The sequence below is a fragment of the Pelodictyon phaeoclathratiforme BU-1 genome, assembly GCF_000020645.1.
GTDB lineage: Bacteria > Bacteroidota > Chlorobiia > Chlorobiales > Chlorobiaceae > Chlorobium > Chlorobium phaeoclathratiforme.
Map to the genome: position 1 here is coordinate 312,726 of NC_011060.1, position 23,083 is coordinate 335,808.

A 23,083-nucleotide genomic window follows, 5' to 3' on the forward strand; every position below is an offset into this window, starting at 1 on the left:
TAGGACTCATAAGATCACTAAGATTATGAAAACCTCCGACCAAACCTTTTTACCGCCTCATGGTAACTACCGTAACCTGCTCTCTTACCAGAAGGCGGAGGTGGTTTATGACCTTACCTTTCGCTTCTGTAAGCGCTTTTTGATGCGGGGTGACCGTACTATTGACCAGATGGTACAGGCGGCACGTTCCGGTAAACAGAATATCGTTGAAGGCAGTAAAGCCTCAGTTACTTCAAAAGAGATGGAGATCAAGCTGACCAATGTGGCACGGGCCAGTCTTGAAGAGCTTTTGGAAGATTATCGGGATTTTTTGCGGGTACGTGACGGTAACATTTGGCAGAAAGAGTCTAAAGAGGCCCGTTATGTCAGAAAACTGGGCAGCAAACCTCAGGAGAACTTTGAACGCTATCGGGAATTTGTTGAAACCCGTCCGTCAGAGGTGGTGGCCAATATCGCCATTTGCCTGATTCACCAGACAAACTATCTCCTTGATCAGCAAATTCGACGACTGGAAAAGGATTTTCTTAAAGAGGGCGGCCTTCGTGAATGCATGACTCGTGCCCGACTGCAGGCACGAGAGCAGCAAAAAAACCGGGGGTAAAAGGTACTGAAGAAAGGTTGCTTTTTTATAAGTCTTATGAGACTATACGAACTATAGGACTTATAAAAGCAGCTCTTTCCTTTGAAAATTCAGATTTCGCACCGGTAATGGCATCGGATGTTTCCGTTTTCCTTGCGGATATCAGGTTTGATTTTCGTTGTCGGGTTGACCAGTTCCTGCAGGAGGGCGGTGAAGGTGCCGAGGTAAAAGTTACCAACGACCTGGTGGGAAGGGAAGGTTACCTTGACAGTTATTTCGGGTGGGCGATTCATGGTGTAGCTGAATTCGCCACTGCCAGCAAAAGTCCATGCATTTTTACTGATGGCAAAGAGGAATAGTCTGAATGCCGGACGGGGTGGCAGGAGCTTAACTAATTGCTGGAAGATGCCGGGAATGCGCACCTTCAGGAGGTAGCGGGCTGTTCTTTCTCCGGACTCTTTAAGGATACCGGAGGTTGCTGTGTCACCAATCTCTTTCTGCAGCGCAATGACGAGGGAGTGAAATTTAGCCTCTTCAACCATCTCTTTCGGGAGGTTTCCGACAAGGTATCCCTGACCGATTTTGCGGAGCATGGCTTCAGATTTTTTTTTGCCATAGGTTGTTTCAAGCGCTGCAACGGTCTGGATGATGGAGTTCGGCCCTATTTTGGAAGGTGTGCTCATTATGCAAAAATAATCATTGTTTGTTACCTGGAAGTGATGATGCGAATATCGATATGCTCTGTTGTCCATCGAGGTCGTACCGTTACCTTTTCCGGATAATATCCGAATGGTTCTGCGGCTTGAAATGGCTCAAGAGAACCGTGGTTCCGTTGCCTTTGTGGTTCGGGCTTTTTGGTGCCGGAAGGGACAAATGCGCTGACAGTATAGCTGCCGGGAGGGAGTTCGGGGAAAGAGTAGTGCCATGTTTCGTTCCGGTCACGCACTGCGATGGTGCTGTACGATGCCGTCAGGCTTGATGCCTCAACAACCACATATTGTCCGGAAGCAAAGCATTTTCCTGAGAGCGCTCCAGTTTCTGTAAGGCTACCTGTTTTCACGGCTGGTCTGGAGAGAAATCTGGCAGTATCGTTGTGCTTTCCGGAAAGCATGAAGAGCAGGTCGGAAGAGCCAGAGGGAACAATTGCCCTGCTGCAGAGTCCGATCTCCTCTGTTGCAGTATTATAGCGCAGATCATTGTTTCGGTCGTTGACAGCAACAATTCTGTACGATCCTGCTGCCATGTGCCTCAACGAGAAGAGTCCGGATGGCTCTGCCTGTATAAAATAATCCGGTTCTCTCTGCAGCAGGTTTCTTGCTCCGACATGTTCCGGGAGTTCCGTAAAAGCAAGTATCAGGGCATTCGTGGCTGGGGAATAGTCGGCATTGATCACCTTTCCGCTGATGGTTCCACGGTTGATAACAGCTCCGGTTGAAAATGCCAGGGTATACGGGGCTTGCAAGGTGTGTCCACTATGATCGCTGAGCTTCTTGTCGAGGGTGAGGATGTAGGTTTTGCCCGGTTCAAGTGGTTTGAACCCTTTTATTATCGCTTTTTTTCCATCAACAGTTATATCGCAGTCGCCGATTGGTGGAGAAATAACGAGTGCATTGAGCAGTTGCCGTCCGGTAATCTCATGGTTGAAGGTCAGTTGTATCGACTCAGCCGAAACATTTACGGCTGATGGTGCAGGGTCGGAAAAGATCACCTGCAAAGGAGTTGTGTCAAGAGGGCCGCCCGACGGTGGTCGATCAGAAGCGCACCCGCTGGCAAGCCAGAGCAGGAGAATAAGAAACACCTTCATGATAGGGGAGCTGCTTTGCATGAAAATCCTTCGACTCCTTGGTAAATATACGGGAAGAGAGGCTTGATTGTATGTGTCTGTGAAAATTCGTAAATTAAAAACTAATGTAGTTCTATGAAAGCTTTTCATGAAAAATTATAGATTGAGTGTCATATAGATGTCCAGACGAAATTTTAAAGTTCTTTATGTCTCCGGTGAAGTCTCTCCTTTTGTAAGAATCAGTCCCCTTGCTGATTTTATGGCATCATTCCCCCAGGCTATCGAGGAGGAAGGATTCGAGGCCCGCATCATGATGCCGAAGTACGGTACTATCAATGACCGCAAGTTCCGGTTGCATGATGTTCTGCGTCTCTCCGACATTGAGGTTGATCTCAAGGAGAAAGTTGATTTGCTGAACGTCAAGGTTACGGCCCTGCCTTCAAGCAAGATTCAAACCTATTTCCTGTATAACGAAAAATATTTTAAGCGTAACGGTCTTTTTACCGATATACACAACGGAAGTGATTTGAAAGGCAGTACCGACAAGGTTGTTTTTTTCAATGTTGGAGTACTTGAAACTCTTCAGCGGCTGGGCTGGAAACCTGATATTATCCACTGTCACGACTGGCATGCGGCTCTTATTCCACTTCTACTGAAAACAGTCTATGCCTCTCATGAGTTTTTCAGGGATATAAAAACGGTTTTTACCATTCACAATATTTACCGTCAGGGGATTCTTCCCATGAAGGCATTCCAGAAGCTGCTTCCCGAGGAGGTCAGCTCTGCCCTGCATTGCAGCAACGATGAGGTGAATATGCTCTATACCGGCGTTGAACATGCAGACCTTCTGACGACGACGTCAAAAGTTTATGCCGAAGAGATTGTGCATGATGGCCTGCAGACCTATGGTCTTGGACGGGTTCTTGAGGAGCATCAGGCAAAGTTTTACGGGATACTCAATGGTATCGACAGCAGGCAGTGGAACTCTGCGGCGGACAAGCTTATCAAGAAACGGTACAGCCTCGAGCATATGGATGGCAAGCTCGACAACAAAAAAGCGTTGCTCGAGGAAGCTGGCCTTCCTTACACGGAAGGAACTCCTGTAGTGGGGGTGATTCTCAATTTTGACGAGTTTCAGGGAGCAGAACTCTTGCAGCAAAGTCTTGAGCAGCTTGCAGCCCTCGATATACAGCTTATTATCAGCGGTTCAGGTGACAAGAAATATGAAAAAGTGTTCCAGGATTTTGCTCTGGAGCATCCCGAGCAGGTGAGTGTTCATGGTGAATATTCGGACTCCTTTTTTCATCTTGCCATTGCGGGTCTCGATATTTTGCTCATGCCAGGTATGATTGAGTCATGCGGCATGATTCAGATGTTTGCCATGAACTACGGAACGATACCGGTTGCCTATGCTGGCGGAGGGATTGTTGAAACCATAGAGGAGCGGGACGAAGAGAGTGGTTCCGGCTTTATTTTTCACGACTATTCAGCCGAGTCGCTTGTCGGCAAGCTTGAAGAGGCTCTTGCCTGTTTTCATGATGAAGAGAGCTGGCAGCAGATTGTGATGACAGCCATGACCCGCGACTTTACCTGGAAAAAATCGGCAGAGGAGTACGATCAGTTGTACCGTGAACTTCTTGAACCATAGGCAGAAAAATGGCGCAGACAATAAAGGTTCTCTTTCTCGATCGTGACGGCACCATCAATCAGGATACTGGTTCCTACGTTTTTTTGAAGGAACAGTTGAAACTGATTGATCGTGCGGACGATGCCATTGCACTTGCCAAAAGTGCCGGGTTTCGGATTGTTCTTGTGAGCAATCAGGCGGGGATTGCCAGGGGGATCGCCACCATCGCCCAGGTTGAAGAGGTGAACCGCTACCTCAATGAGCTGCTTGCGCTCAAAAATGCCAGTTTCGATCGCTCATACTACTGTCCCTTTCATCCCGCATACCCTCATCCGGAGTATGACCGTTTTGCCGAGTTCCGCAAACCGGCAACCGGTATGGTTGAACTGGCCATCAATGATTTTCTGGCAGAAGGGCTTATTGTTGATAGAAGTGCATCGTTTTTTGTCGGAGATAAAACGCTTGATATCGAGTGTGGCCTGCGTGCCGGACTTCGACCAGTGCTGGTTCGAACCGGCCACAATGAAGAGGCGCTCTGTATGACCCAGAACATCATTCCTGAATTTGTAGCTGACGATCTCTATAAAGCCGTTACGGAGCATATTCTTGCCATCTCCTGATCGCCCTTTACTCCCTTGTGTCACACCCCTCAGCTTATGCTGACTCTTTATCTCCATATTCCATTTTGCAAAGCACGCTGCTCTTATTGTGACTTTTATCTGGTTACGGGCAGAGGGCATATCAGCGACTTTTTCCGTGCACTCTCTCTTGAAACAGCATCCCGGTTAACAGATCTGAAAGGAGAGACGGTTGGCGCCATTCATTTTGGAGGAGGCACTCCCTCAATGGTTCCCGTGAGCTATCTTGCCGCATGGCTTGAAGAGGTTGCTGCCTTGTGCAGTTTTTCTCCTGAAATCGAAATAACCCTTGAAGCCAATCCTGAAGATCTTGATAAAAAGAAGATGGAGGAGCTTCGGGCAGCGGGGATAACAAGGCTCAGCATCGGCGTTCAATCCTTTACAGCCGAAAAGCTGCAGGCTCTTGGTCGGGCGCATACGGCATTGCAGTCCCGACAGGTAACAGCAGCCGCACTTCGTCTGTTTGAGTCGGTCAGTGTTGACCTTATTTGCGGGGTACCCGGAGAGAATACTGTGATGTGGAAGAGCGATCTGCATGAGGCTCTGGCACTGCGCCCGCACCATGTGTCGGTCTATATGCTCTCGGTTGAACCGAAGACCATCCTCCATCACAGGGTAGCAAAAGGGAGTGTTACCGTACCGGATGATGCCGTGCAGGCAGCATGTTATGAGCATGCCCAAAGTGAACTGCAGCTTCAGGGCTACAGCCATTACGAAGTATCCAATTTCTGCTTGCCCGGACATCATTCCCGCTATAACCTTGCGAGCTGGAAGCGTGAGCCATACCTTGGCTTTGGCCCCTCTGCACACAGTTTTTCTGTTTCTCAGGAGCGTGAGATTCGTACGGCAAACGTCTCAAGCCTTACACGATATCTTGCAGCTCCTGCAGACGCAGTTGTTTTTCGTGAAGAGCTTTCGGCTGAAGAACGCTTTACGGAACAGGTTTTTCTTTCACTTCGAATAAACAGTGGTCTGGATGTTGATTTTTTGCGAAAAGGAAATAAATTAGAGCACACTCTTTCACAGACCATTGCCCGATTTTCAGAAAAGGGATGGATAGAGCAGCAGGAAGGATCTCTATATTTGACTCAGAAAGGTTTTTTGTTTGTCGATCTCATTGCCGGGGAGTTTCTTTTCGGGTAACCCAATATTTCAGAGCACGTTTCACGTATGATACACCGGACGATTAACCGCACGCTTGCCGTCTCTCTTTTTCTTGCTGCTGAAATTTTATATCTCCGTACCATGGCTCCCACCTTTTCGTTCTGGGATTGCGGGGAGTTTATTGCCACAGCTTATACCCTCGGGATTCCTCACCCTCCCGGAGCGCCGCTTTTTCTTCTGCTTGGGCGTCTTTTTTCCATGATTCCTTTTTTCGGTGATATTGGCGCGAGGGTTAACTTGATCAGCACACTCGCCAGTGCCGCAACCATCATGCTGACCTACCTCATCACGGTAAGGCTGATCATCATGTATCGCAAACGTGATCCCGACCTCTGGAGCCCGGCTGAAAAAGTATCGGCTTACGGTGGAGCTGTTATCGGCGCTCTTGCCCTTGCCCTCTCCGACAGTTTCTGGTTCAACGCTGTTGAAGCTGAGGTTTACGCACTCTCTTCGCTTTTTACAGCATTGGTTGTCTGGCTCATCCTCCGCTGGTATGAAGAGGAGCCAAAACCCGGTCATGAACGGTGGCTCTTGCTTGTCATGTACATTATTGGCCTTTCGATCGGTGTGCACCTGCTCAGCCTGCTTGCCGTTTTTGCTGTTGCACTGGTCTACTACTTCAAAAAATATGATGTCACGGTTAAATCTTTTGCCCTGCTTATGGTCGCCTCATCGGGGCTTTTTTTCCTGATCTATATTGGAATTATCAAAGGGCTTCCGATTCTGCTGCAACTGACCTCATGGTGGGGATTTCTCCTTTTCCTTGCCCTGCTTGCCTATGCCACGTGGTATTCGCACCTGCATCGCAAGGCGCTCATGAACACCCTTCTGATGTCGCTGTTTCTGATCATTATTGGGTATACCTCCTACGGCATGATCTTCGTACGGGCGCAGGCAGGCCCACCCATAAACGAAAACAATCCCTCCTCGTCCGAAACCTTTTTCTCGTACCTCAACCGTGATCAGTATGGTGATATGCCGCTCTGGCCGAGACGGTGGTCAACCGAGCCGGTACATCAATATTTTTACCAGCACTACTCAAGTGATCTCGACTATTTCCTCACCTACCAGATGCAGAAGATGTACTTCCGCTATTTCGGCTGGCAGTTCATCGGACGTGAAAACGATATGGAGGGTTCAGGAGTGGACTGGTCGGTGCTCTGGGGTATTCCTTTTCTTGTGGGAGTGGCTGGAGCGATCACCCATTTCAGGCGCGAGTGGAAGATGGGGCTGGTTGTTACCGCGCTTTTTGTGCTGACCGGAGCAGCGCTTGTTATCTATCTCAACCAGACAGAACCTCAGCCGAGAGAGCGGGATTACAGTTATGCAGGCAGTTTTTTTGCCTTCGCCCTCTGGATAGGAATAGGTGTTGAGAGTATCTGGCAGTGGCTTGCAAAGCGGTCGAAGTCTGGCGTTCCCGGAAACCAGATGCTGTTTGCCGTGCTTACGGTTACAGCCGGTTTGCTTTTTATCAACGCCCGGATGCTGCAGGCAAACTACCGGGTGCACGACCGCTCGGGAAACTTTGTTCCTTGGGACTGGGCATGGAATATGCTCCAGAGCTGTGAAAAAGATGCCATACTGTTTACCAACGGAGATAACGATACCTTCCCTTTGTGGTACCTGCAGGAGGTCGAACGGATCAGGACGGATGTTCGTGTCGTCAATCTGAGCCTTGCCAATACCGGTTGGTATCTCGACCAGTTAAAAAACAGCAGCCCTCGCGGAGCAAAGCCGGTGGCGTTCACCATGAGTGACGGTGAAATTGCCGGTATTACCTATGTACCCATTGATTCTGTTGATGCCGAGCTTCCCTCACAGGATGCCCGTCAGCAGCTCCTGCGTAATGCCCGTCTCCACGGCCAGTCGCTCCCCTCAGAACCACTTGGCACCATGAAATGGCTCCTCAAGCCTGGATTGACCTACGATGGCCAGGGCTACCTTCGGCCACAGGATATTGCTGTTTATGAGATTCTGATGAACAACTTTTCCCGGCGTCCGATCTACTTTGCCCTGACGGTTGATCCCGAAAGCATGATTGGTCTTCAAAATTACCTCCGTCTTGATGGCCTTGCCTACCGGGTCGTTCCGATTAAAAGCGTCGATCCGATGAGCTATGTAGATTCTGCGCTGCTCTACAGAAACCTTGTTGGGCTCTATCGCTACCGAAACCTTAATAATACCGCCATTAACCTTGAAGAGACCTCAAGGAGGCTTTGTGGCAACTATACGCCTCTGTTTGTCCGCCTTGCCCTTGAACTGGCTGCCGAGCCTGAAGGCCAGCTTACCATACCGGATGCTTCGGGAAAGGAGAAGATTTACCATCGGGGAGCGCTTGCGCTGCAGGTTCTTGACACTTCGTCCAAACTGCTTCCTCTTGCACAGTATCCCCTGAACCCCGAACTTGCAGGATCCGTGATCGCACTCTATGTCCGTCTTGGTGAAAAGCAGAAAAGCTCACCGTATATTAGCTATCTTGAAAAACTAAGCCGTCAGTCATCATCGCTTTCTGATCCTCGCCTCTTCTATGTTCTTGCAAGGGCCTATCGCGATATTGGCAGAAATGAGGATGCGAAACGCATTATTGTATTGCTTGCCAGAGAATTGAAACAACCAGGACTGGTAGACGAGTTTGAAACCATGAAGTAACTAACACTATGCAAAGCACTATTCATCCAACTGCCGTGATTGGCCAGAGTGCCATTCTCGGAGAAGGCGTTACCGTCGGGCCCTTTACGGTCATTGAGGACGATGTTGAAATTGGTGATGGCACCATCATCTGGCCTCATGTCCATATCGCTTCAGGCGCTCGAATTGGTTGTGACTGCAAGATCCATTCCGGAGCTGTGCTTGCCAATGAGCCTCAGGATCTCAAATTTTCCGGAGAGAAGACCTTGCTTTATGTTGGCGACAGAACGGTTATCCGGGAGTGCGTTACCCTTAACCGGGGCACAAAGGCGAGCGGTAAAACGGTGATCGGTTCTGATAATCTCTTTATGGCCTATTCGCATGTCGGTCATGACTGCGTGATCGGCAATCATGTGGTTGTGGCAAATTGCGTTCCCTTCGGTGGCCATTGTGTGGTTGGTGACTATGTCGTTATCGGCGGTCTTGCCGCAGTGCACCAGTTTGTCCGCATTGGTCGCTTTTCCATGCTCGGTGGGCTTTCAAGAATTACGCTTGACGTTCCTCCCTTTATCATGGCCTCAGGAAATGAAACGTTCCGCTACGAGGGGCTTAACGCCATTGGCCTGAAACGGCGAGGCTTTACCTCTGAAAAGATCACCCTCATTAAAGACGCCTACAGGATTCTCTTTCAGTCGGGTCTGTTGCTTGCCAATGGCCTTGAAAAAGTGAAATCGGAACTTCCCCAGGAACCCGAAATTCTTGAAATTCTTGACTTCTTTGCATCAGGCGTCCATGGCAGGAAGTTTGTCAAGCCCTTCAAAAACTGATAGTTAAAAGAAAAAAAATATGTCCCGTTGGGCAATTGGTGTCGATCTCGGAGGTACCGGAATCAAGGCTGCAATCGTTGGTGAAGAGAGTGGAATTCTGACGAAACAGAGAGCTCTCACCGATACGGTGTCCGGCCCGACAGGGATCGTCGGGCAGCTTGCGGCTATTATTACCGATCTTTACCATGTTGCTTCCGAGACACTTGATGTTGCTGATTTTGCTGGTGTCGGATTAGGGGCGCCGGGAGCGGTCGATGCCGAGAAAGGCATACTGAGCTACCCTCCCAACCTTCCTGGATGGACGGTCTTTCCCCTGCGTGACGAACTGCAGAAGCTGCTGCGCCAAAAGGAAGAGCTTTCAATTCCGGTTTTTCTCGATAATGATGCCAACGTTGCAGCGTTCGGCGAAGCGGTCTATGGCGCTGGCCGTGAGTTTCGCGATTTTCTCATGGTGACCCTCGGAACCGGTGTTGGAGGAGGAATTGTTCTCAACAGGAAGCTTTATCGAGGCCCTCATGGAACTGCCGGTGAGGTTGGCTTCATGATCATTGATTTTGAAAGTCCCATTTTTCACGCCGATATATGCGGGACGCTTGAGAGCCTTATCGGTAAAAAGGCAATTGTAGCTCTTGCCTGTAAAATGATCAAGGCGAGCAAGTCAGATTCCCGTCTTGCTCGTCTGTATAACCGCGATCATAGCAGGATTTCACCACGCAAGCTTGAACATGCAGCTTTGTCAGGAGATGCTGTTGCTCTTGCGGTATGGGAGAGGGTTGGTACCATTCTTGGCGTAGGGCTTGCAAACGTTACCGCTCTGATGGATATCAGAAAATTTGTGATCGGCGGAGGAATTGCCGCCGCCGGAAACCTTGTCTTCGATCCTGCCCTCGACCAGCTCAGGCGCTCAACCCTTCCCTCCATGCATGAAGGGCTGGAACTGGTGCCGGCGCATCTTGGCAACAAGGCTGGTATCTATGGCGCAGCAGCATTATGCTTCGGCTAACCATCCGGAGATTATCTCATGCTTGAGCAGCAGCTTCATCTTCTCTTTCCCCATGTTTGCCTTATCTGCCGCAAACTGTTGCTTAAGGGAGAAGAGTACTGCTGCAGCTCCTGCCGGGCCAAATTTGATCCCTTCACTACTCCCCGGGCGGCAGAAGAGCTGCTGCGTCGTACCATCGCGGAACATTTTGATGAAACATTCCTGTTTGAACGGGGCTGGTGCCGTTACCAATTTCATAAAAAAAGCCCGCTGCAGCAGCTCCTTCATGCCATGAAATATGAAGGGCTCTACAATCTCGGGAACAGTTTCGGGCGCCAATTGGGAGAGTGGATCTCATCCGGAGCGGATACAGCGGATATCGAGTGCATTGTGCCCGTTCCGCTCCATCGGCTGAAAAAAATCGAACGATCCTATAACCAGGCAGAAAAAATTGCCGAAGGCATAGCGCAGTCGCTGCAAAAACCATTACAGAGAAAACTTCTGGTACGGAAACGCTACACCGTGTCGCAGACCGGACTTTCTGCTGCAGAGCGGAAAAAAAATCCCGAAGGGGCCTTTCAGGTTGCAAAAGGTGTTGTAGGCCGTCATGTGCTGCTTGTGGATGATGTGATCACAACCGGAGCAACCATGGCGGCAGCAGCCTCGGCACTGCGCGAGGGCGGGGCTGAACGAATCTCTCTTGCCGCAGTTGCTTTAGCCATCAAGGAGTAAAAAACGTATGGAACTCTTTTATACCTCGACCCAACATATTGATCTTGATGCAAGGAACCTTGTGGTTGATGGTGATGAATTTCATCATCTCGTTCGGGTTCTGCGGAAAAAAACAGGAGAGAAGATTCTGGTCACTGATGGCAACGGTCTGCGTTGCGAGGCCAGCATTGCGGAGATTGGCAAAACGTCGTTCACTGCTGACATTCTTGCCTGCAGCCGAATTGATCGGCCAAACACTGAAGTGACCGTTGCCCTCTCCCTGCTCAAGGCTCCCCAGCGATTTGAACTCTTTCTGGAAAAAGCGACCGAGCTTGGAGTCTCCACCATCATTCCCATGCTCACGGCGCGGACGCTCTCCCATCCATCAAATGAAAAAGTGCAGGGCAAGCTTAACCGCTGGAGAACCATCATGCTTTCAGCAGCCCGGCAATCAAAACGCCATTATCTGCCACAGCTCACTGAGCCGCTCACCTTTAAAAAAGCTGCGGCGCTTCAGGGTTATGATCTCAAGCTTATTCCCTATGAACTTTCAGAGGCCCCTCCAAAGGTGAAATGCAGCGGCAAAAAAATCCTCTTTCTCATTGGTGGTGAAGGCGGATTCACTGCCAATGAAATCGAGGAGGCCCGTGCCGCTGGTTTCAATGAACTCTCTTTTGGAAAAACAATTCTCAGGGCCGAAACCGCCGGAATTTTTGCAGTCGCATTGGTTCGCACACAGCTCCTTGAAGAGGAGCGCATCGAGTGGTTTTAAGGCTTTACAAGGCTCATAAATAAAACGATCATGAACAGCATCAAAACAAACCAGCTCATTCTTCTTGTCCTTCTTCTGGTTATTTCGGTCACCTTTGTTGCCATGATCCGATATTTTCTCATGGCGATTGTGCTTGCGGCTCTTTTTTCGGCACTTGCCATGCCGGTTTTCAACCGTTTTGAGCGCTGGTTCAAGGGACGAAAAAGCCTGAGCGCCTCCATGACCATGCTCACACTGCTGCTTATCGTTTTTCTTCCTTTTGCAGCACTTCTCGGTATTGTTGCCAAACAGGCAATCAGGATAAGCCGCATTGCCGTGCCTTGGGTACAGCAGCAGATTCTGGAGCCAGGCGCATTCGACCAGCAGCTTCGCTCACTCTCCTTTTATCCCGAACTCCTGCTTTACCGTACCGAGATTTTTCAGAAAGTCGGAGAGTTTGCCAGTAGCACAGGTACGATGCTGTTCAACACCATCTCCACGTTTACCTACTCAGCCGTCAGCGACCTCTTTCTCTTCTTTCTCTTTCTCTACACCATGTTCTTTTTTATACGGGATGGGAAACAGCTTCTGGCACACTTTCTCTCCTACCTTCCCCTGCGACAAACTGATCAGAATCGACTGCTCGACAAGTTCATATCAGTGACCAGAGCGACCATAAAGGGAACCATGGTAGTCGGTGCAGTGCAGGGTTCCCTTGCAGGCCTTGCTCTGCACTTCGCCGGTATCGACAGCGCCCTCTTCTGGGGTACCATCATGTCGCTCTTTTCGATACTGCCTGTTCTTGGCTCAGCGCTTGTCTGGGTTCCGGCAGTTATCTATCTGGCAGCCACAGGGCAGTATCCACAGGCCATAGGGGTTCTCCTTTTCTGCAGCATTGTAGTCGGTCAGATCGACAATATTCTACGCCCCATGCTGATCGGGCGCGACACGCAAATGCCCGAACTGCTTATATTTTTTGGAACACTTGGCGGTATCAGCCTCTTCGGAGTCTTCGGCTTCATTCTCGGCCCCATTGTCGCCGCTCTTTTTATGACCATATGGGAGATGTACGGAGAGACCTTCAAAGAGTATCTTTCCGAAATTAAAAGCGATAAACCCTCAGGAAAGGAGGATGTATCATAACATCCACCAGGCAGAGTGGAGTGATGCAACAAAAAAAGCGACCTTGCGGGGTCGCTTTTTTGCTATCAGGATACAAACCGGTCAGTTGCTTCTGACAACCTCTTCAGCCGAAAAGAAAAATCCAGCCTCGATGGCGGCGTTCTCTTCAGAATCGGAGCCGTGAACGATGTTCTCGCCCTTGCTGTCAGCATAGAGCTTGCGCACGGTGCCAGCATCAGCCTGAGCCGGATCGGTAGCGCCAATAAGAGTGCGGAAATCGGCAACAGCATTCTCTTTTTCAAGAATGATCGGTACACAAGGGCCCGAAGACATGAACTCAACCAGTTCACCATAAAAAGGGCGCTCACGGTGCACGGCATAAAACTCCCCGGCAGTTTCCTGCGTCAGCCTGATTTTTTTCATGGCCACAACACGGAAGCCAGCGCGTTCAATTTGGTCGATAACTGCACCGATAAGCTGCTTGCGCACGCAATCGGGTTTCAGTATGGTAAGCGTTCTTTCCATTTTTTTGTATGCATTAGTTGCTGAAGAAACAAGGTCGAGCGAAGATACAGAAATGTGCCGGAATATTGAAACGTGAGGGCACCTATTCGTGCTGGTTGGGCGCACGGGTGGCTTAGCTTGTATCAACTGCAAGTGGATGGAAATATTGAGCCACTGAGTATGATTTTGTCGGATATGTACGTTAATATTTCACTCATTATCCGATAACACTGCAAGCTATCCAAGAAAAAATTCTGTCTATGCAGCCTGTCGGAATTGACGTTTTAGCCAAAATAGCAATGATGTCTCCCATAAGCCACAAGTCATCTTATTTTTCGTATTGTCAATCTATGGCGCCACTATTTTGCTCCTGAAGAGACCAAAATAGGGCCAATCAGACGCTTTTACCACCATATTCATGCCATTATCTGACGTAATACATTCAATCGCTTCAGATTCCAGGCAATGCTGACAAGATCCCATTCACCTCTTACATTTTCTATACCTCTGAGCAGAAACTGCCGGAAGCCCATCACTGATTTGATGACTCCAAACACCGGCTCAACCGTACATTTGCTTTTTGCATAGACGGCCTTGCCGTCCTTTGTTTTCAATCGATGTTTCATTTTTGTTACTGCGTCAGCATCTTTGGCTATGGGTTCGGGTTCACTGAAGCGGTTAGCAGGCGACTGGTTATGAGATTCTCTGCTTGCTGCGATGTAAGGGGTTATCGTTTCTTTTTCACAAAGCTCAACATTCTTTTCACTGAAATATCCGGCGTCAGCAATCACCTCGGTTAACGTTCCCAGCTTTGCAGGCAAGTTGTTCAGCTCTTCAAGAGCGGGCCGAAGCTCAAGTTTATCATTTGTATGTTGGGTAACATGAACTCCAACTATCAGCATGGTATCGAGATCAACACTCGCCTGAGCGTTATAGGCCTGCATGAATTCGCCTCCCGATACCGGCATGATCCGTGACTCCTCATCCGTCAAATTAACCTGGTCACGATCCCTCACTCCCGGCTCTGGTGCTTTCGGTGTTTTGCCTCTGCTTTTTTTACCACTTTCTTGCGCTTTCCGTTCACGTTCTGCCAGTTTCTCCTCATGTTCGGCTTGTTCTTTTGCATATCGCTCCTCAGCCCGACGTTCAATTTCAAGCTTTGCCTTGGCAATAGCTTCAAGCCGTTTTTCACGGCGTTCAAGCTCTTCAGGAATACTCATCCCGTCCGGGATTGCTGACTGATCGGCCTGTTCAGCCTGACGAAGCAGGGAGTCAACTTCCGCCTTCAACTGCTTTTCAAGTTTGCAGGCATGACCCCAACTCAGTGCCTGATGCTTGGAAGCATTGGCCTTGATTTTGGTACCATCAAGACTGATCTTGCCGATCTTGAGGATGTTCATTTCATGGGCAAGAGTCAAAATCTGGATAAAAAATGGTTTCAGTTCAGCGAGAAAGCGTTTCCTGAAATTTGCGATGGTGTCATGATCCGGATGACTGTTTCCGGTGATATAGCGAACCGCTATGGATTCATAAGAGGCAAGTTCCAGTTTCCTGCTTGAAAAGGTTCCGGTGGCATAGCCGTAAAACAGGAGGCTTAACAACATTTCCGGATCATAGGCTTTGCAGCCTCTGCCTGCATAGGCGTCTCTTAATGGAGTAAGATCAAGTTGTGCAACAATATCAACAACAAAGCGTGCGAGATGATTGACCGGCAGCCAATCCTGAACAGATGGCGGCAAAAGGTAGAGTGTATCTCGATCGGCTGAAAGAAAGTCGGAATGCATTGCTTTTCAGTGGATAGTTAAGCGATTATGATGCATGCAATATATGACTTATCTTGTTTATTATAAAATGGTTATGCGGCTATTTTTACGATTTCGTGTTGCTGGGTAATCCGACAGGCTGCTAGCCATTGATTTACCTATCACCACCTTCGCACGCCGGGACATAGGGGGAGTTCGGATCTCGCCGAGCAGACACAAGAGTGGCTGGTTGTCGCTCTTTAGCATATTTTATTATATATCCAAATGAGGCACAAGGTGAGTTTTCTATAGTTATCTGGAACCGGACAAGCTATCAAAGAAAAAATTCTGGAAATAATGCCCGAAAAGGACATGCATCACACATGATGATCTGGCACATCGGTTTGAGACTTGTGCCGATGGTGGCGCAGCAACGCGCTGTTACGTGTATACATTATTAATTCGGTTTAATTGCATGTTTCAGGAGTGGGTGTACCTGGATAATCAATTGTTGCCTTGTTGTGATGAACCGTTATCGAGAGCCGTGTCATGTGCGCCGGAGTTGCTTTCTGAAAACAGAAATGAAGACGAAAAGGTGTTTCAGCGGTGCTTTTTTATGCTATGTGCCGGAGGGGTGAGCACCTCATAGTCACAAAATATCAAGCGTGGTGGTCTTAATTTTTTTTGGGAAGGGTACAATAAACCACGATTTCAATATCCAAGGTCAAACCTTGAAGACTGAAAGATGAGCGAAGAACAAAAATTGTTGATTTTTGATATAATTTTGCTGGAAAACCTTATTATAATGAACTCAGGGAGGGTTTTTTATAGTAAATGCTAAATTCAAAGGAATTTTATGGCTCTTACAGATCAAGAACTAACACTCCTGAAAACTGCACTTGATAGCCGATTCGTCCCACACCTTCCTGCACTTATAGATCAAAAAAAATCGGTTTCTGAACGAGTAACCAAAAATTGCTCAAGAGCGTTAAGTGCCTTTGTGATAAAACATATTGCTGACCTCTCCGAAACAGACGCTTGTCAATATGTAACTGATGATTTTGACGATAAAGGAGTTGATGCAATATATTATCAGGCTTCTTCTCAGACTCTTTATTTGATTCAATCAAAGCTGAAATTAAATGAAGAATTTTCACTTGATGAAGCTAACGCGTTTTGTCAAGGTGTACGAAAAATTATAAGACAAAATTTTGATGATTTTAATTCTCATATCCAGAATCGCAAAGCAGAGATTGAACGAGATGTAGAAGATTGCTCTAATATACAACTGGTTATCGCATATACTGGACCGAGAATTAGTGCAAATGCAAAACAAGCGATACGTGAAATGCTTACAGATATAAGCCAAGGAGAAGAGCGCTTCGTTGACACTATTATGGAGTATGATGCTGAAATAATTAAATCTAAGCTTAGTGAGTCAAATGCCTATCCACGTGTTGATGCAACTCTTTGGCTTGAGTGTCAAAGGGCGGTGGACGATGGGCATACTTCCTATTTCGGCCTTGTTGCATTAAAAAGCTTAGTAGATCTGCATAAACAACACGATAAAGCTCTTTATGTTAAAAATATACGTACTTTTTTAGGTCGAACAACTGATGTTAATTCAGCAATACAAAAAACCCTTAGGGAGCAACCCAGTGATTTCTGGTATTTAAACAATGGGGTGACGGCTCTTTGTGCAAACATAGAGCCTAAAAATATGAAAGATGGAAAGAAAAAGATTCAAATTCAAGGTATATCCATCATTAATGGAGCACAGACCATTGCATCTTCAGCGACTGTTGCAAATGAAAATGTGGATATCAGTAGCGCAAAGGTTCTTCTTACGTTAATTAAATCTCCACCAGAAAGTGCATTTGGAAAGAGCGTCACAAAGGCAAGAAATCATCAAAATCCAGTTTCGCTTTTTAATTTTTCTGCATTGGATGAAGAACAGGAACGTTTACGTCGTGATATTGCAAATCTTAATATTGAATACCTTTACAAAGATGGGGTGTCTGATCAAAGTGGCAATTCAATAAGTATCAACGAAGCGGTATACGCCTTATCCTGTCTGCAACAGGATCCTCGCTTTCTTGTATGGTTAAAAAAGGAGCCAGGGAATATCCTCGATCCTGAAACCGAAAACTACCGTTTAATATTTCCGGAAACATTGACGGCCTTTCGTCTCATAAACGCTGTTATTGTATACCGAACAATTCAGAAAAATTTAAAGCAAAATATCCTAAGCACTAATGGTACTGAGAGATTATGTTACAAACATGGGAATTTAGTACTTGCATCTGTGCTTATTAAGCGATTGTTAAAAGAAATTGATATGCCAAGTGTAATTAGGATGGAAGTTCTTGAGGAGAAGCTGAGCTATCCCTTTGATCAAGCACGCAACTCGCTTTGGGCGTATGTGACACCCGTAGTTCCACCATCCAATGAAGCTGGCCCTGGCCCGCTTGCTCTTTTTAAAAACCAAGCTCATACAATTAGTGTGATGAAGTCAACAATGATTGATAATTTTGGCCTTCTAAATGATCCGGTTATTGCAATTAAAGAGAGACGGCAGACGGAAAATCAACCTTACCCAATCGAATTATTTAATTATCTATCAGCAAAAGCTCCACAAATCAGGTTTGATCAATGACAAATAAGAAACGACTTGAATTAACGTGGATTGGAAAGGATAAACGGCCAAAGCTGGAACCGAGGATTTTGCTTGAGGATGTGGCGAGGTCGTATCATGCCAAGCATCTTGTGACGGATAATGATATTTTTGATAACCGGCTGATTTTTGGTGATAATCTGCTTGCCCTGAAAGCGTTGGAGCAGGAGTTTTCGGGCAAGGTGAAGTGTGTCTATATCGATCCGCCGTTTAATACCCAACAAGCATTCGAGCATTATGATGATGGTCTTGAACATTCCATCTGGCTTGGATTGATCCGTGACAGAATTGACATTATTAGGAACCTCATCTCTGAAGACGGTACATTGTTTGTCCATATTGATGACAATGAGCTTGGATATCTGATTGTTTTGCTTGACGAGATATTTGGTAGACAAAATCGGATTACGGTTGTTTCCTTTAAACAAGGAGCGGCGACAGGACATAAAGCCATAAATCCTGGCGTTGTAAGTACCTCGAACTTCATTGTTCTGTACGCAAAGAACAAGACCTTATGGAAACCTAATCGTGTTTTTACCGCAAGAAATAAGCGTGATACACGGTATGGGCAGTTTATTGATAATTTTGATGCGCCCTATGCTCAATGGCGTTTTATTACTTTAACTCAGGCTTTTGCAAGAAGTCTAAATCTTCCTATCCGAGGGCTGAAAAAGGCGGTCGGCGATAGCTATGAAGCGCTGCTCTCTGATTTTGTTGTAGCAAATGCTCCACGAGTAGTTCGTCTTGCAAGACCAGATTATGACGCTGTGAGTGGTGATGCAAGGTCTATGATTGATGCCTCACATAAAACGAGTGAAATTTTGCGTCTTGAGCGAGAGGAATTCTCTGACATGTTTTTTGTTGCAGGAGAGCGCATTCTTTTTTACTCGGATAAGTTGAAATTGATAGATGGCAAGTATGTCGCGGGAGAACCCCTCACAACCATTTGGGATGATCTATTGTCGAACAATATTCATAATGAAGGAGGTATTGAGTTCCCTAAAGGAAAAAAGCCCGAAGCGTTGATTAAGCGTTGTTTTGAGTTAGCAACCATTGATGGCGATTTGGTTCTTGATTCTTTTGCTGGTTCCGGTACGACTGGCGCAGTTGCCCACAAAATGGGGCGACGATGGATTATGGTGGAGTTGGGAGAGCATTGTCACACTCACATCATTCCACGCCTGCAAAAAGTTATTGATGGGGAGGATAAAGGCGGTGTAACGGAAGCTACAGGCTGGAAGGGTGGCGGGGGGTTTCGTTATTACCGAATTGCGCCTTCTCTGCTTGACAAAGATAAATGGGGCAATTGGGTTATCAGCAAGGAGTATAACGCAGCGCAGTTGACGGAAGCTCTTTGCAAGTTGGAGGGGTTCACCTATGCGCCAAGTGATACGCTGTACTGGCAGCAAGGCCATTCAACTGAACGTGACTTTATCTATATCACGACGCAGACACTTGGAGCCGATCAGCTTCATGCTTTGAGTGAAGATGTTGGCACTGAACGATCTTTGCTTGTTCTATGTAGTGCCTTTCGTGGGAATCCTGAGCGGTTCACCAACCTTACCGTCAAAAGAATTCCCAGTACCGTTCTTTCCAAATGCGAATGGAGGCATGATGATTATTCGTTGATTCTCCAGAACTTGCCGATGGCGCAACGGGAAGAAGAGACCCTGAAAAAGAAAAAATCCGCACACCCAAGTTTGTTTGATAATCAGGATGCTTAAATCATGAACACCCTAACATTTAATAGTTCCGAAATTGATTGGACGGTGACCGGGACGCTTTTTGCAGTTGTGATTTCCCTGATTTCAGCCGTAATAGCCGCTATGGCACGTCAGGATTCAAAAAAATCTGCCAGAGAAGTAGAAAAAGCAAGAAAAGTTTCTCAAGCAGATTTGTTGGCAGAGCATTTCCATAACATTAACTATTTGATTCCTGACGCCACTCTATCCTCTTACCCACGACCTGATAATTTCAATAATATTGATTTAGGTATAAAATCAGCTAAAATAATTATTTCGCTAATTGGTGACCAAATATTAAAGAATCATCTTGAAGAGTTAGTGGACTTGCATGGCAAATTCCATGACAAAGTAACTGAGGCTCGTTCGTTACCTACAGAAAGCGCGGTGATAGCTAACACTGAAACTTTCGAAAGCCTTCACAATAAAATAGTTGCGATAAAAAATCAGATTGATATCTGTAAACCTTCTTATCTTGAGATCAGTTAATCCATGAACCGTCACGTTAACTCCATCTCTGGGCGATTGTCACTTCGTGAACCGCAACGGCGTTCACTGGAAATTCTTGACCGGGTGACGGAGATTGTGCCACCGCACAAGAGCAGTGACCTCGTGGCGGCCTTGATGATCATCAAATCAGAATTTCCAGCCGTTACAGACTTTGAGCGTGAGTTCCCTTCTCTCTGTTTTGCGCTTGCTACAGGAGTTGGTAAAACAAGGCTGATGGGAGCCTTCATCTCTTACCTTCATCTGGCGCATGGGCTCAATAATTTCTTTGTGCTGGCTCCAAACCTGACCATCTACAACAAGCTCATTGCCGACTTTACGCCCAACACGTCAAAATATGTGTTCAAGGGTATTGCTGAGTTCTCTATCGCTCCCCCTGCAATTATTACCGGTGACGATTATCAGCAGTTGGCGGGGAACCTGTTCGATCAGACGTTGCGCTGCAAGATCAATATTTTCAACATCTCGAAAATCAATTCCGAAGTGAGGGGAGGTAGCCTGCCTCGTATAAAGCGGTTGGCTGAATATATCGGACAAAGCTATTTCGATTACCTGGCTGCGTTGCCTGACCTTGTTTTGTTGATGGATGAGTCGCACCGTTACCGTGCTTCAGCGGGTGTTCGCGCCATTAATGAACTGAAACCTGTTCTTGGTCTGGAACTTACCGCTACCCCATTTATGGAAACAACCAAGGGGCCGATACCCTTCAAGAATGTTGTGCTGAGCTATCCGTTGGCAAAGGCGATGGAAGATGGTTTTGTGAAAGAGCCTGCCGTTGTGACACGCAAGGATTTCAATTCAGCGGGAATGCCGCTGGAGGCTTTGGAGAAGCTGAAGCTTGAAGATGGTATCCGACTGCATGAGGGCACAAAGGTTGAACTGGAAACCTATGCCCGTGAATCTGGCAACCGTATTGTGAAGCCTTTCGTTCTTGTGATTGCAAGAGATACGACTCATGCAGGGCAGTTGCTGGCGCTTATTCAGTCAGCCGATTTTTTTGAAGGGCGGTATAAAGAGCATGTTATTCAGGTTGATTCGAGTATGACCGGCGAGAAGGAGGATGTGATGGTTCAGCGCCTGCTTGCCGTGGAAAGCACTGATGAGCCAACGGAAATTGTTATTCACGTTAATATGCTGAAGGAGGGTTGGGATGTTACCAATCTGTATACCATTGTGCCTTTACGTGCTGCTAATGCGCGGATATTGATTGAGCAGTCAATCGGGCGCGGCTTGCGCTTGCCCTATGGTCGGCGGACAGGTGTTCCCGCTGTTGACCGATTGAGTATTGTTGCTCATGACCGGTTTCAGGAGATTGTTGATGAGGCTCAACGGCCTGATTCTGTGATTCGTTTGCAGCAGATCATTCTTGACCCTGATGAGCTTCGGCGGGGTGCTGTGACGGTAGTTTCTCAATCAAACCTTTCATCGCAACTGGGGATTAAGCCGCAACAGGTATCGAGTAGTACACAAGTGGCCCCAACGAGCAAAGTATCAGTTTTCAGTACTCCGGAAGAACAAAAGGTTGCGCAACTTGCCTATGAAGCAATCAGGAAGGTTGGCAGTGATGTTCGGGTTCTTCCAAGTATCAGCCACCTTCAGGATCAGAAGGTATTGGACGTGGTTTCGAGCCAAGTTGATGCGGCTTATCAACCTGCACAGTATGAGCTGGGCGTTGTTGCGGAGAAACTTGATATCGCTGCTATTGTTAAAAAGACGGCCATTTTGGTGCAGGAACAGTCCATAGATATTCCCCGTATTTTGGTTGCGCCGAAGGGTGAGGTTTGTTCTGGTTTCAACTCTTTCAAACTTCAACTGGAAAGCCTCAAGTATCAACCGCCTGAAGATGAGTTGTGGATTCAATATCTCCGCACGGGTGAGCATCAGGTTGTCGGGTTTGGTGACGAAGAGAGTGATGAGGTTCGGCTTGAGGATTACATCGTTAATGGGTTGATTGATTTTGATGACGTTTCTTATGATGATCATGCAGACCTTCTTTACGGCTTGGCGCAACAGGTTGTTGCTTATTTCAAGAGTTATCTCGAAGAGGCCAAGGTCGAGAAAATTCTGAGATATCACCAGAAGGATGTTGCCCACTTTGTTCATGCTCAAATGCAAGAGCATTACTGGGAAGGTGATACGGACTATGACATTGAGGTAAAATGCGGGTTTGTGCCACTGAAAGAGAGTGCCTATAGCGTTAACGGAAAAGATTCAGCCTTGGATTATCGACAGGCTCCTGAGGATAAAAGCAACATGGCAAAGTATCTGTTTGGTGGATTTTCAAAATGCCTTTATCCGGTACAGAAGTTTGATTCTGATACTGAACGGCAAGTTTCCGTCATTCTGGAACGTGAAGCGGCAAAGTGGTTCCGGCCAGCACGAGGGCAGTTCGAAATTTATTATCGTTCTTCTACAGGGGAGCAGGAGTATCAGCCTGATTTTGTGGCTGAAACGGAGGATGCTATCTACATGTTGGAGCCAAAGGCACGAAAGGAGATGGAGGCGTCTGATGTGCTTGCCAAAAAAGCGGCGGCGGTACAATGGTGCAAGAATGCGTCTGATTTTGCCAAAACACATGGTGGCAAGTCTTGGATTTATCTCCTTATCCCGCATGATGCGATTGCTGTGAACATGACCTTGAAGGGGTTGTTGTTGTTCAGAGACTAAGGACTTATTCGTAAATAAATTGATGAATTAAGGAACGACATTGATAACGAGCAGTTTTAAGTTAAAAGAGCGGATGATGCCTAGTGTCATGTCACGCTTTAAAAGACCATTAAATAATGATTATTAGGATTTGCAAAAATCATTTATCTCTAATTTATAAAATAAGTTATAGAGGAATATTTGGCGCAAGCATGTGCAACCTTATACGCTTGACTTGACACTAGCCGGGTTGGGTGTGAGTGGGAACGCCTATAACGATGTAAAGTGAAAAGAGAAGTATTTCATTTCAATGTTGGCATCATCAGCACAGATATGCGTCTGAGACCGATTCGATGAGTGCTTTCAAAAAAACCTCGTAAACATCTCAACAGAGGCTTCGATATGCTTGAGGGATATTACAACAAGCTGTTGAGTTTCATGAGGAGGAACACGTC

Annotated in this window: 18 protein-coding genes; 14 read left to right on the forward strand and 4 right to left on the reverse strand. The window is 47.1% G+C overall.

The window, feature by feature from the left end; all coding sequences use genetic code 11:
• Window positions 1-25: 25 nt before the first annotated feature.
• Window positions 26-601 (forward strand): four helix bundle suffix domain-containing protein, encoded by a 576-nt coding sequence (locus PPHA_RS01660; protein WP_041526381.1) that lies wholly within the window; start codon window positions 26-28, stop codon window positions 599-601.
• A gap of 89 nt (window positions 602-690) precedes the next feature.
• Here the strand turns inward: PPHA_RS01660 and bchJ are convergent, their stop codons facing one another.
• Window positions 691-1,263, reverse strand: a complete 573-nt coding sequence (gene bchJ / locus PPHA_RS01665; protein WP_012507156.1) for a bacteriochlorophyll 4-vinyl reductase — start codon at window positions 1,261-1,263, stop codon at window positions 691-693.
• A gap of 23 nt (window positions 1,264-1,286) precedes the next feature.
• Window positions 1,287-2,384 carry an Ig-like domain-containing domain gene (locus PPHA_RS01670; RefSeq protein ID WP_041526382.1) on the reverse strand — a complete coding sequence of 366 codons (1,098 nt, stop codon included), beginning with the start codon at window positions 2,382-2,384 and terminating at the stop codon, window positions 1,287-1,289.
• A gap of 157 nt (window positions 2,385-2,541) precedes the next feature.
• On the opposite strand from PPHA_RS01670, the gene PPHA_RS01675 reads away from it, so the two are divergent.
• From PPHA_RS01675 to PPHA_RS01715, 9 genes are read left to right on the forward strand one after another with little or no spacing between them, the layout of a single operon-like run.
• Window positions 2,542-4,011 (forward strand): starch synthase, encoded by a 1,470-nt coding sequence (locus PPHA_RS01675; protein ID WP_012507158.1) that lies wholly within the window; start codon window positions 2,542-2,544, stop codon window positions 4,009-4,011.
• Between the two features lie 8 nt (window positions 4,012-4,019).
• The gene (locus tag PPHA_RS01680) at window positions 4,020-4,610 is read left to right on the forward strand and encodes a D-glycero-alpha-D-manno-heptose-1,7-bisphosphate 7-phosphatase (protein ID WP_012507159.1); all 591 of its coding nucleotides are present in this window, start codon (window positions 4,020-4,022) and stop codon (window positions 4,608-4,610) included.
• Between the two features lie 36 nt (window positions 4,611-4,646).
• The gene (gene hemW / locus PPHA_RS01685) at window positions 4,647-5,771 is read left to right on the forward strand and encodes a radical SAM family heme chaperone HemW (RefSeq protein WP_012507160.1); all 1,125 of its coding nucleotides are present in this window, start codon (window positions 4,647-4,649) and stop codon (window positions 5,769-5,771) included.
• A 27-nt stretch (window positions 5,772-5,798) separates the two neighbouring features.
• The gene (locus PPHA_RS01690; RefSeq protein WP_012507161.1) at window positions 5,799-8,441 is read left to right on the forward strand and encodes a glycosyltransferase family 117 protein; all 2,643 of its coding nucleotides are present in this window, start codon (window positions 5,799-5,801) and stop codon (window positions 8,439-8,441) included.
• An 8-nt stretch (window positions 8,442-8,449) separates the two neighbouring features.
• Window positions 8,450-9,247: an acyl-ACP--UDP-N-acetylglucosamine O-acyltransferase gene (gene lpxA, locus PPHA_RS01695; RefSeq protein WP_012507162.1), complete on the forward strand. Its 798-nt coding sequence runs from the start codon at window positions 8,450-8,452 to the stop codon at window positions 9,245-9,247.
• 19 nt (window positions 9,248-9,266) lie between these two features.
• Window positions 9,267-10,250, forward strand: a complete 984-nt coding sequence (locus PPHA_RS01700; RefSeq protein ID WP_012507163.1) for an ROK family protein — start codon at window positions 9,267-9,269, stop codon at window positions 10,248-10,250.
• Between the two features lie 18 nt (window positions 10,251-10,268).
• Window positions 10,269-10,961, forward strand: coding sequence for a ComF family protein (locus tag PPHA_RS01705; RefSeq protein ID WP_012507164.1), 693 nt, complete (start codon window positions 10,269-10,271; stop codon window positions 10,959-10,961).
• A 7-nt stretch (window positions 10,962-10,968) separates the two neighbouring features.
• Entirely contained in the window at window positions 10,969-11,712 is a 744-nt protein-coding gene (locus PPHA_RS01710) for a 16S rRNA (uracil(1498)-N(3))-methyltransferase (RefSeq protein WP_012507165.1), read from the forward strand.
• A gap of 30 nt (window positions 11,713-11,742) precedes the next feature.
• Window positions 11,743-12,834, forward strand: a complete 1,092-nt coding sequence (locus tag PPHA_RS01715; RefSeq protein ID WP_012507166.1) for an AI-2E family transporter — start codon at window positions 11,743-11,745, stop codon at window positions 12,832-12,834.
• An 81-nt stretch (window positions 12,835-12,915) separates the two neighbouring features.
• On the opposite strand, the gene PPHA_RS01720 is transcribed toward PPHA_RS01715, so the two are convergent.
• The gene (locus tag PPHA_RS01720) at window positions 12,916-13,338 is read right to left on the reverse strand and encodes a nucleoside-diphosphate kinase (protein ID WP_012507167.1); all 423 of its coding nucleotides are present in this window, start codon (window positions 13,336-13,338) and stop codon (window positions 12,916-12,918) included.
• Window positions 13,339-13,733: 395 nt separating this feature from the next.
• Window positions 13,734-15,101 carry an IS1182 family transposase gene (locus PPHA_RS01725; protein WP_012507168.1) on the reverse strand — a complete coding sequence of 456 codons (1,368 nt, stop codon included), beginning with the start codon at window positions 15,099-15,101 and terminating at the stop codon, window positions 13,734-13,736.
• A gap of 814 nt (window positions 15,102-15,915) precedes the next feature.
• Here PPHA_RS01725 and PPHA_RS01730 point away from each other — a divergent pair.
• The 4 genes from PPHA_RS01730 to PPHA_RS01745 are packed head-to-tail and all read left to right on the forward strand — an operon-like array spanning window position 15,916 to window position 22,649.
• On the forward strand, window positions 15,916-17,715 hold the full coding sequence (locus PPHA_RS01730) for an AIPR family protein (RefSeq protein WP_012507169.1): 1,800 nt from the start codon (window positions 15,916-15,918) through the stop codon (window positions 17,713-17,715).
• Window positions 17,712-19,457, forward strand: coding sequence for a site-specific DNA-methyltransferase (locus tag PPHA_RS01735; RefSeq protein WP_012507170.1), 1,746 nt, complete (start codon window positions 17,712-17,714; stop codon window positions 19,455-19,457). Before PPHA_RS01730 ends, PPHA_RS01735 begins: the two co-directional genes overlap by 4 nt.
• A gap of 3 nt (window positions 19,458-19,460) precedes the next feature.
• Window positions 19,461-19,964, forward strand: a complete 504-nt coding sequence (locus PPHA_RS01740; protein ID WP_012507171.1) for a hypothetical protein — start codon at window positions 19,461-19,463, stop codon at window positions 19,962-19,964.
• A gap of 3 nt (window positions 19,965-19,967) precedes the next feature.
• Window positions 19,968-22,649 carry a DEAD/DEAH box helicase gene (locus PPHA_RS01745; RefSeq protein WP_012507172.1) on the forward strand — a complete coding sequence of 894 codons (2,682 nt, stop codon included), beginning with the start codon at window positions 19,968-19,970 and terminating at the stop codon, window positions 22,647-22,649.
• Window positions 22,650-23,083 lie beyond the last annotated feature (434 nt).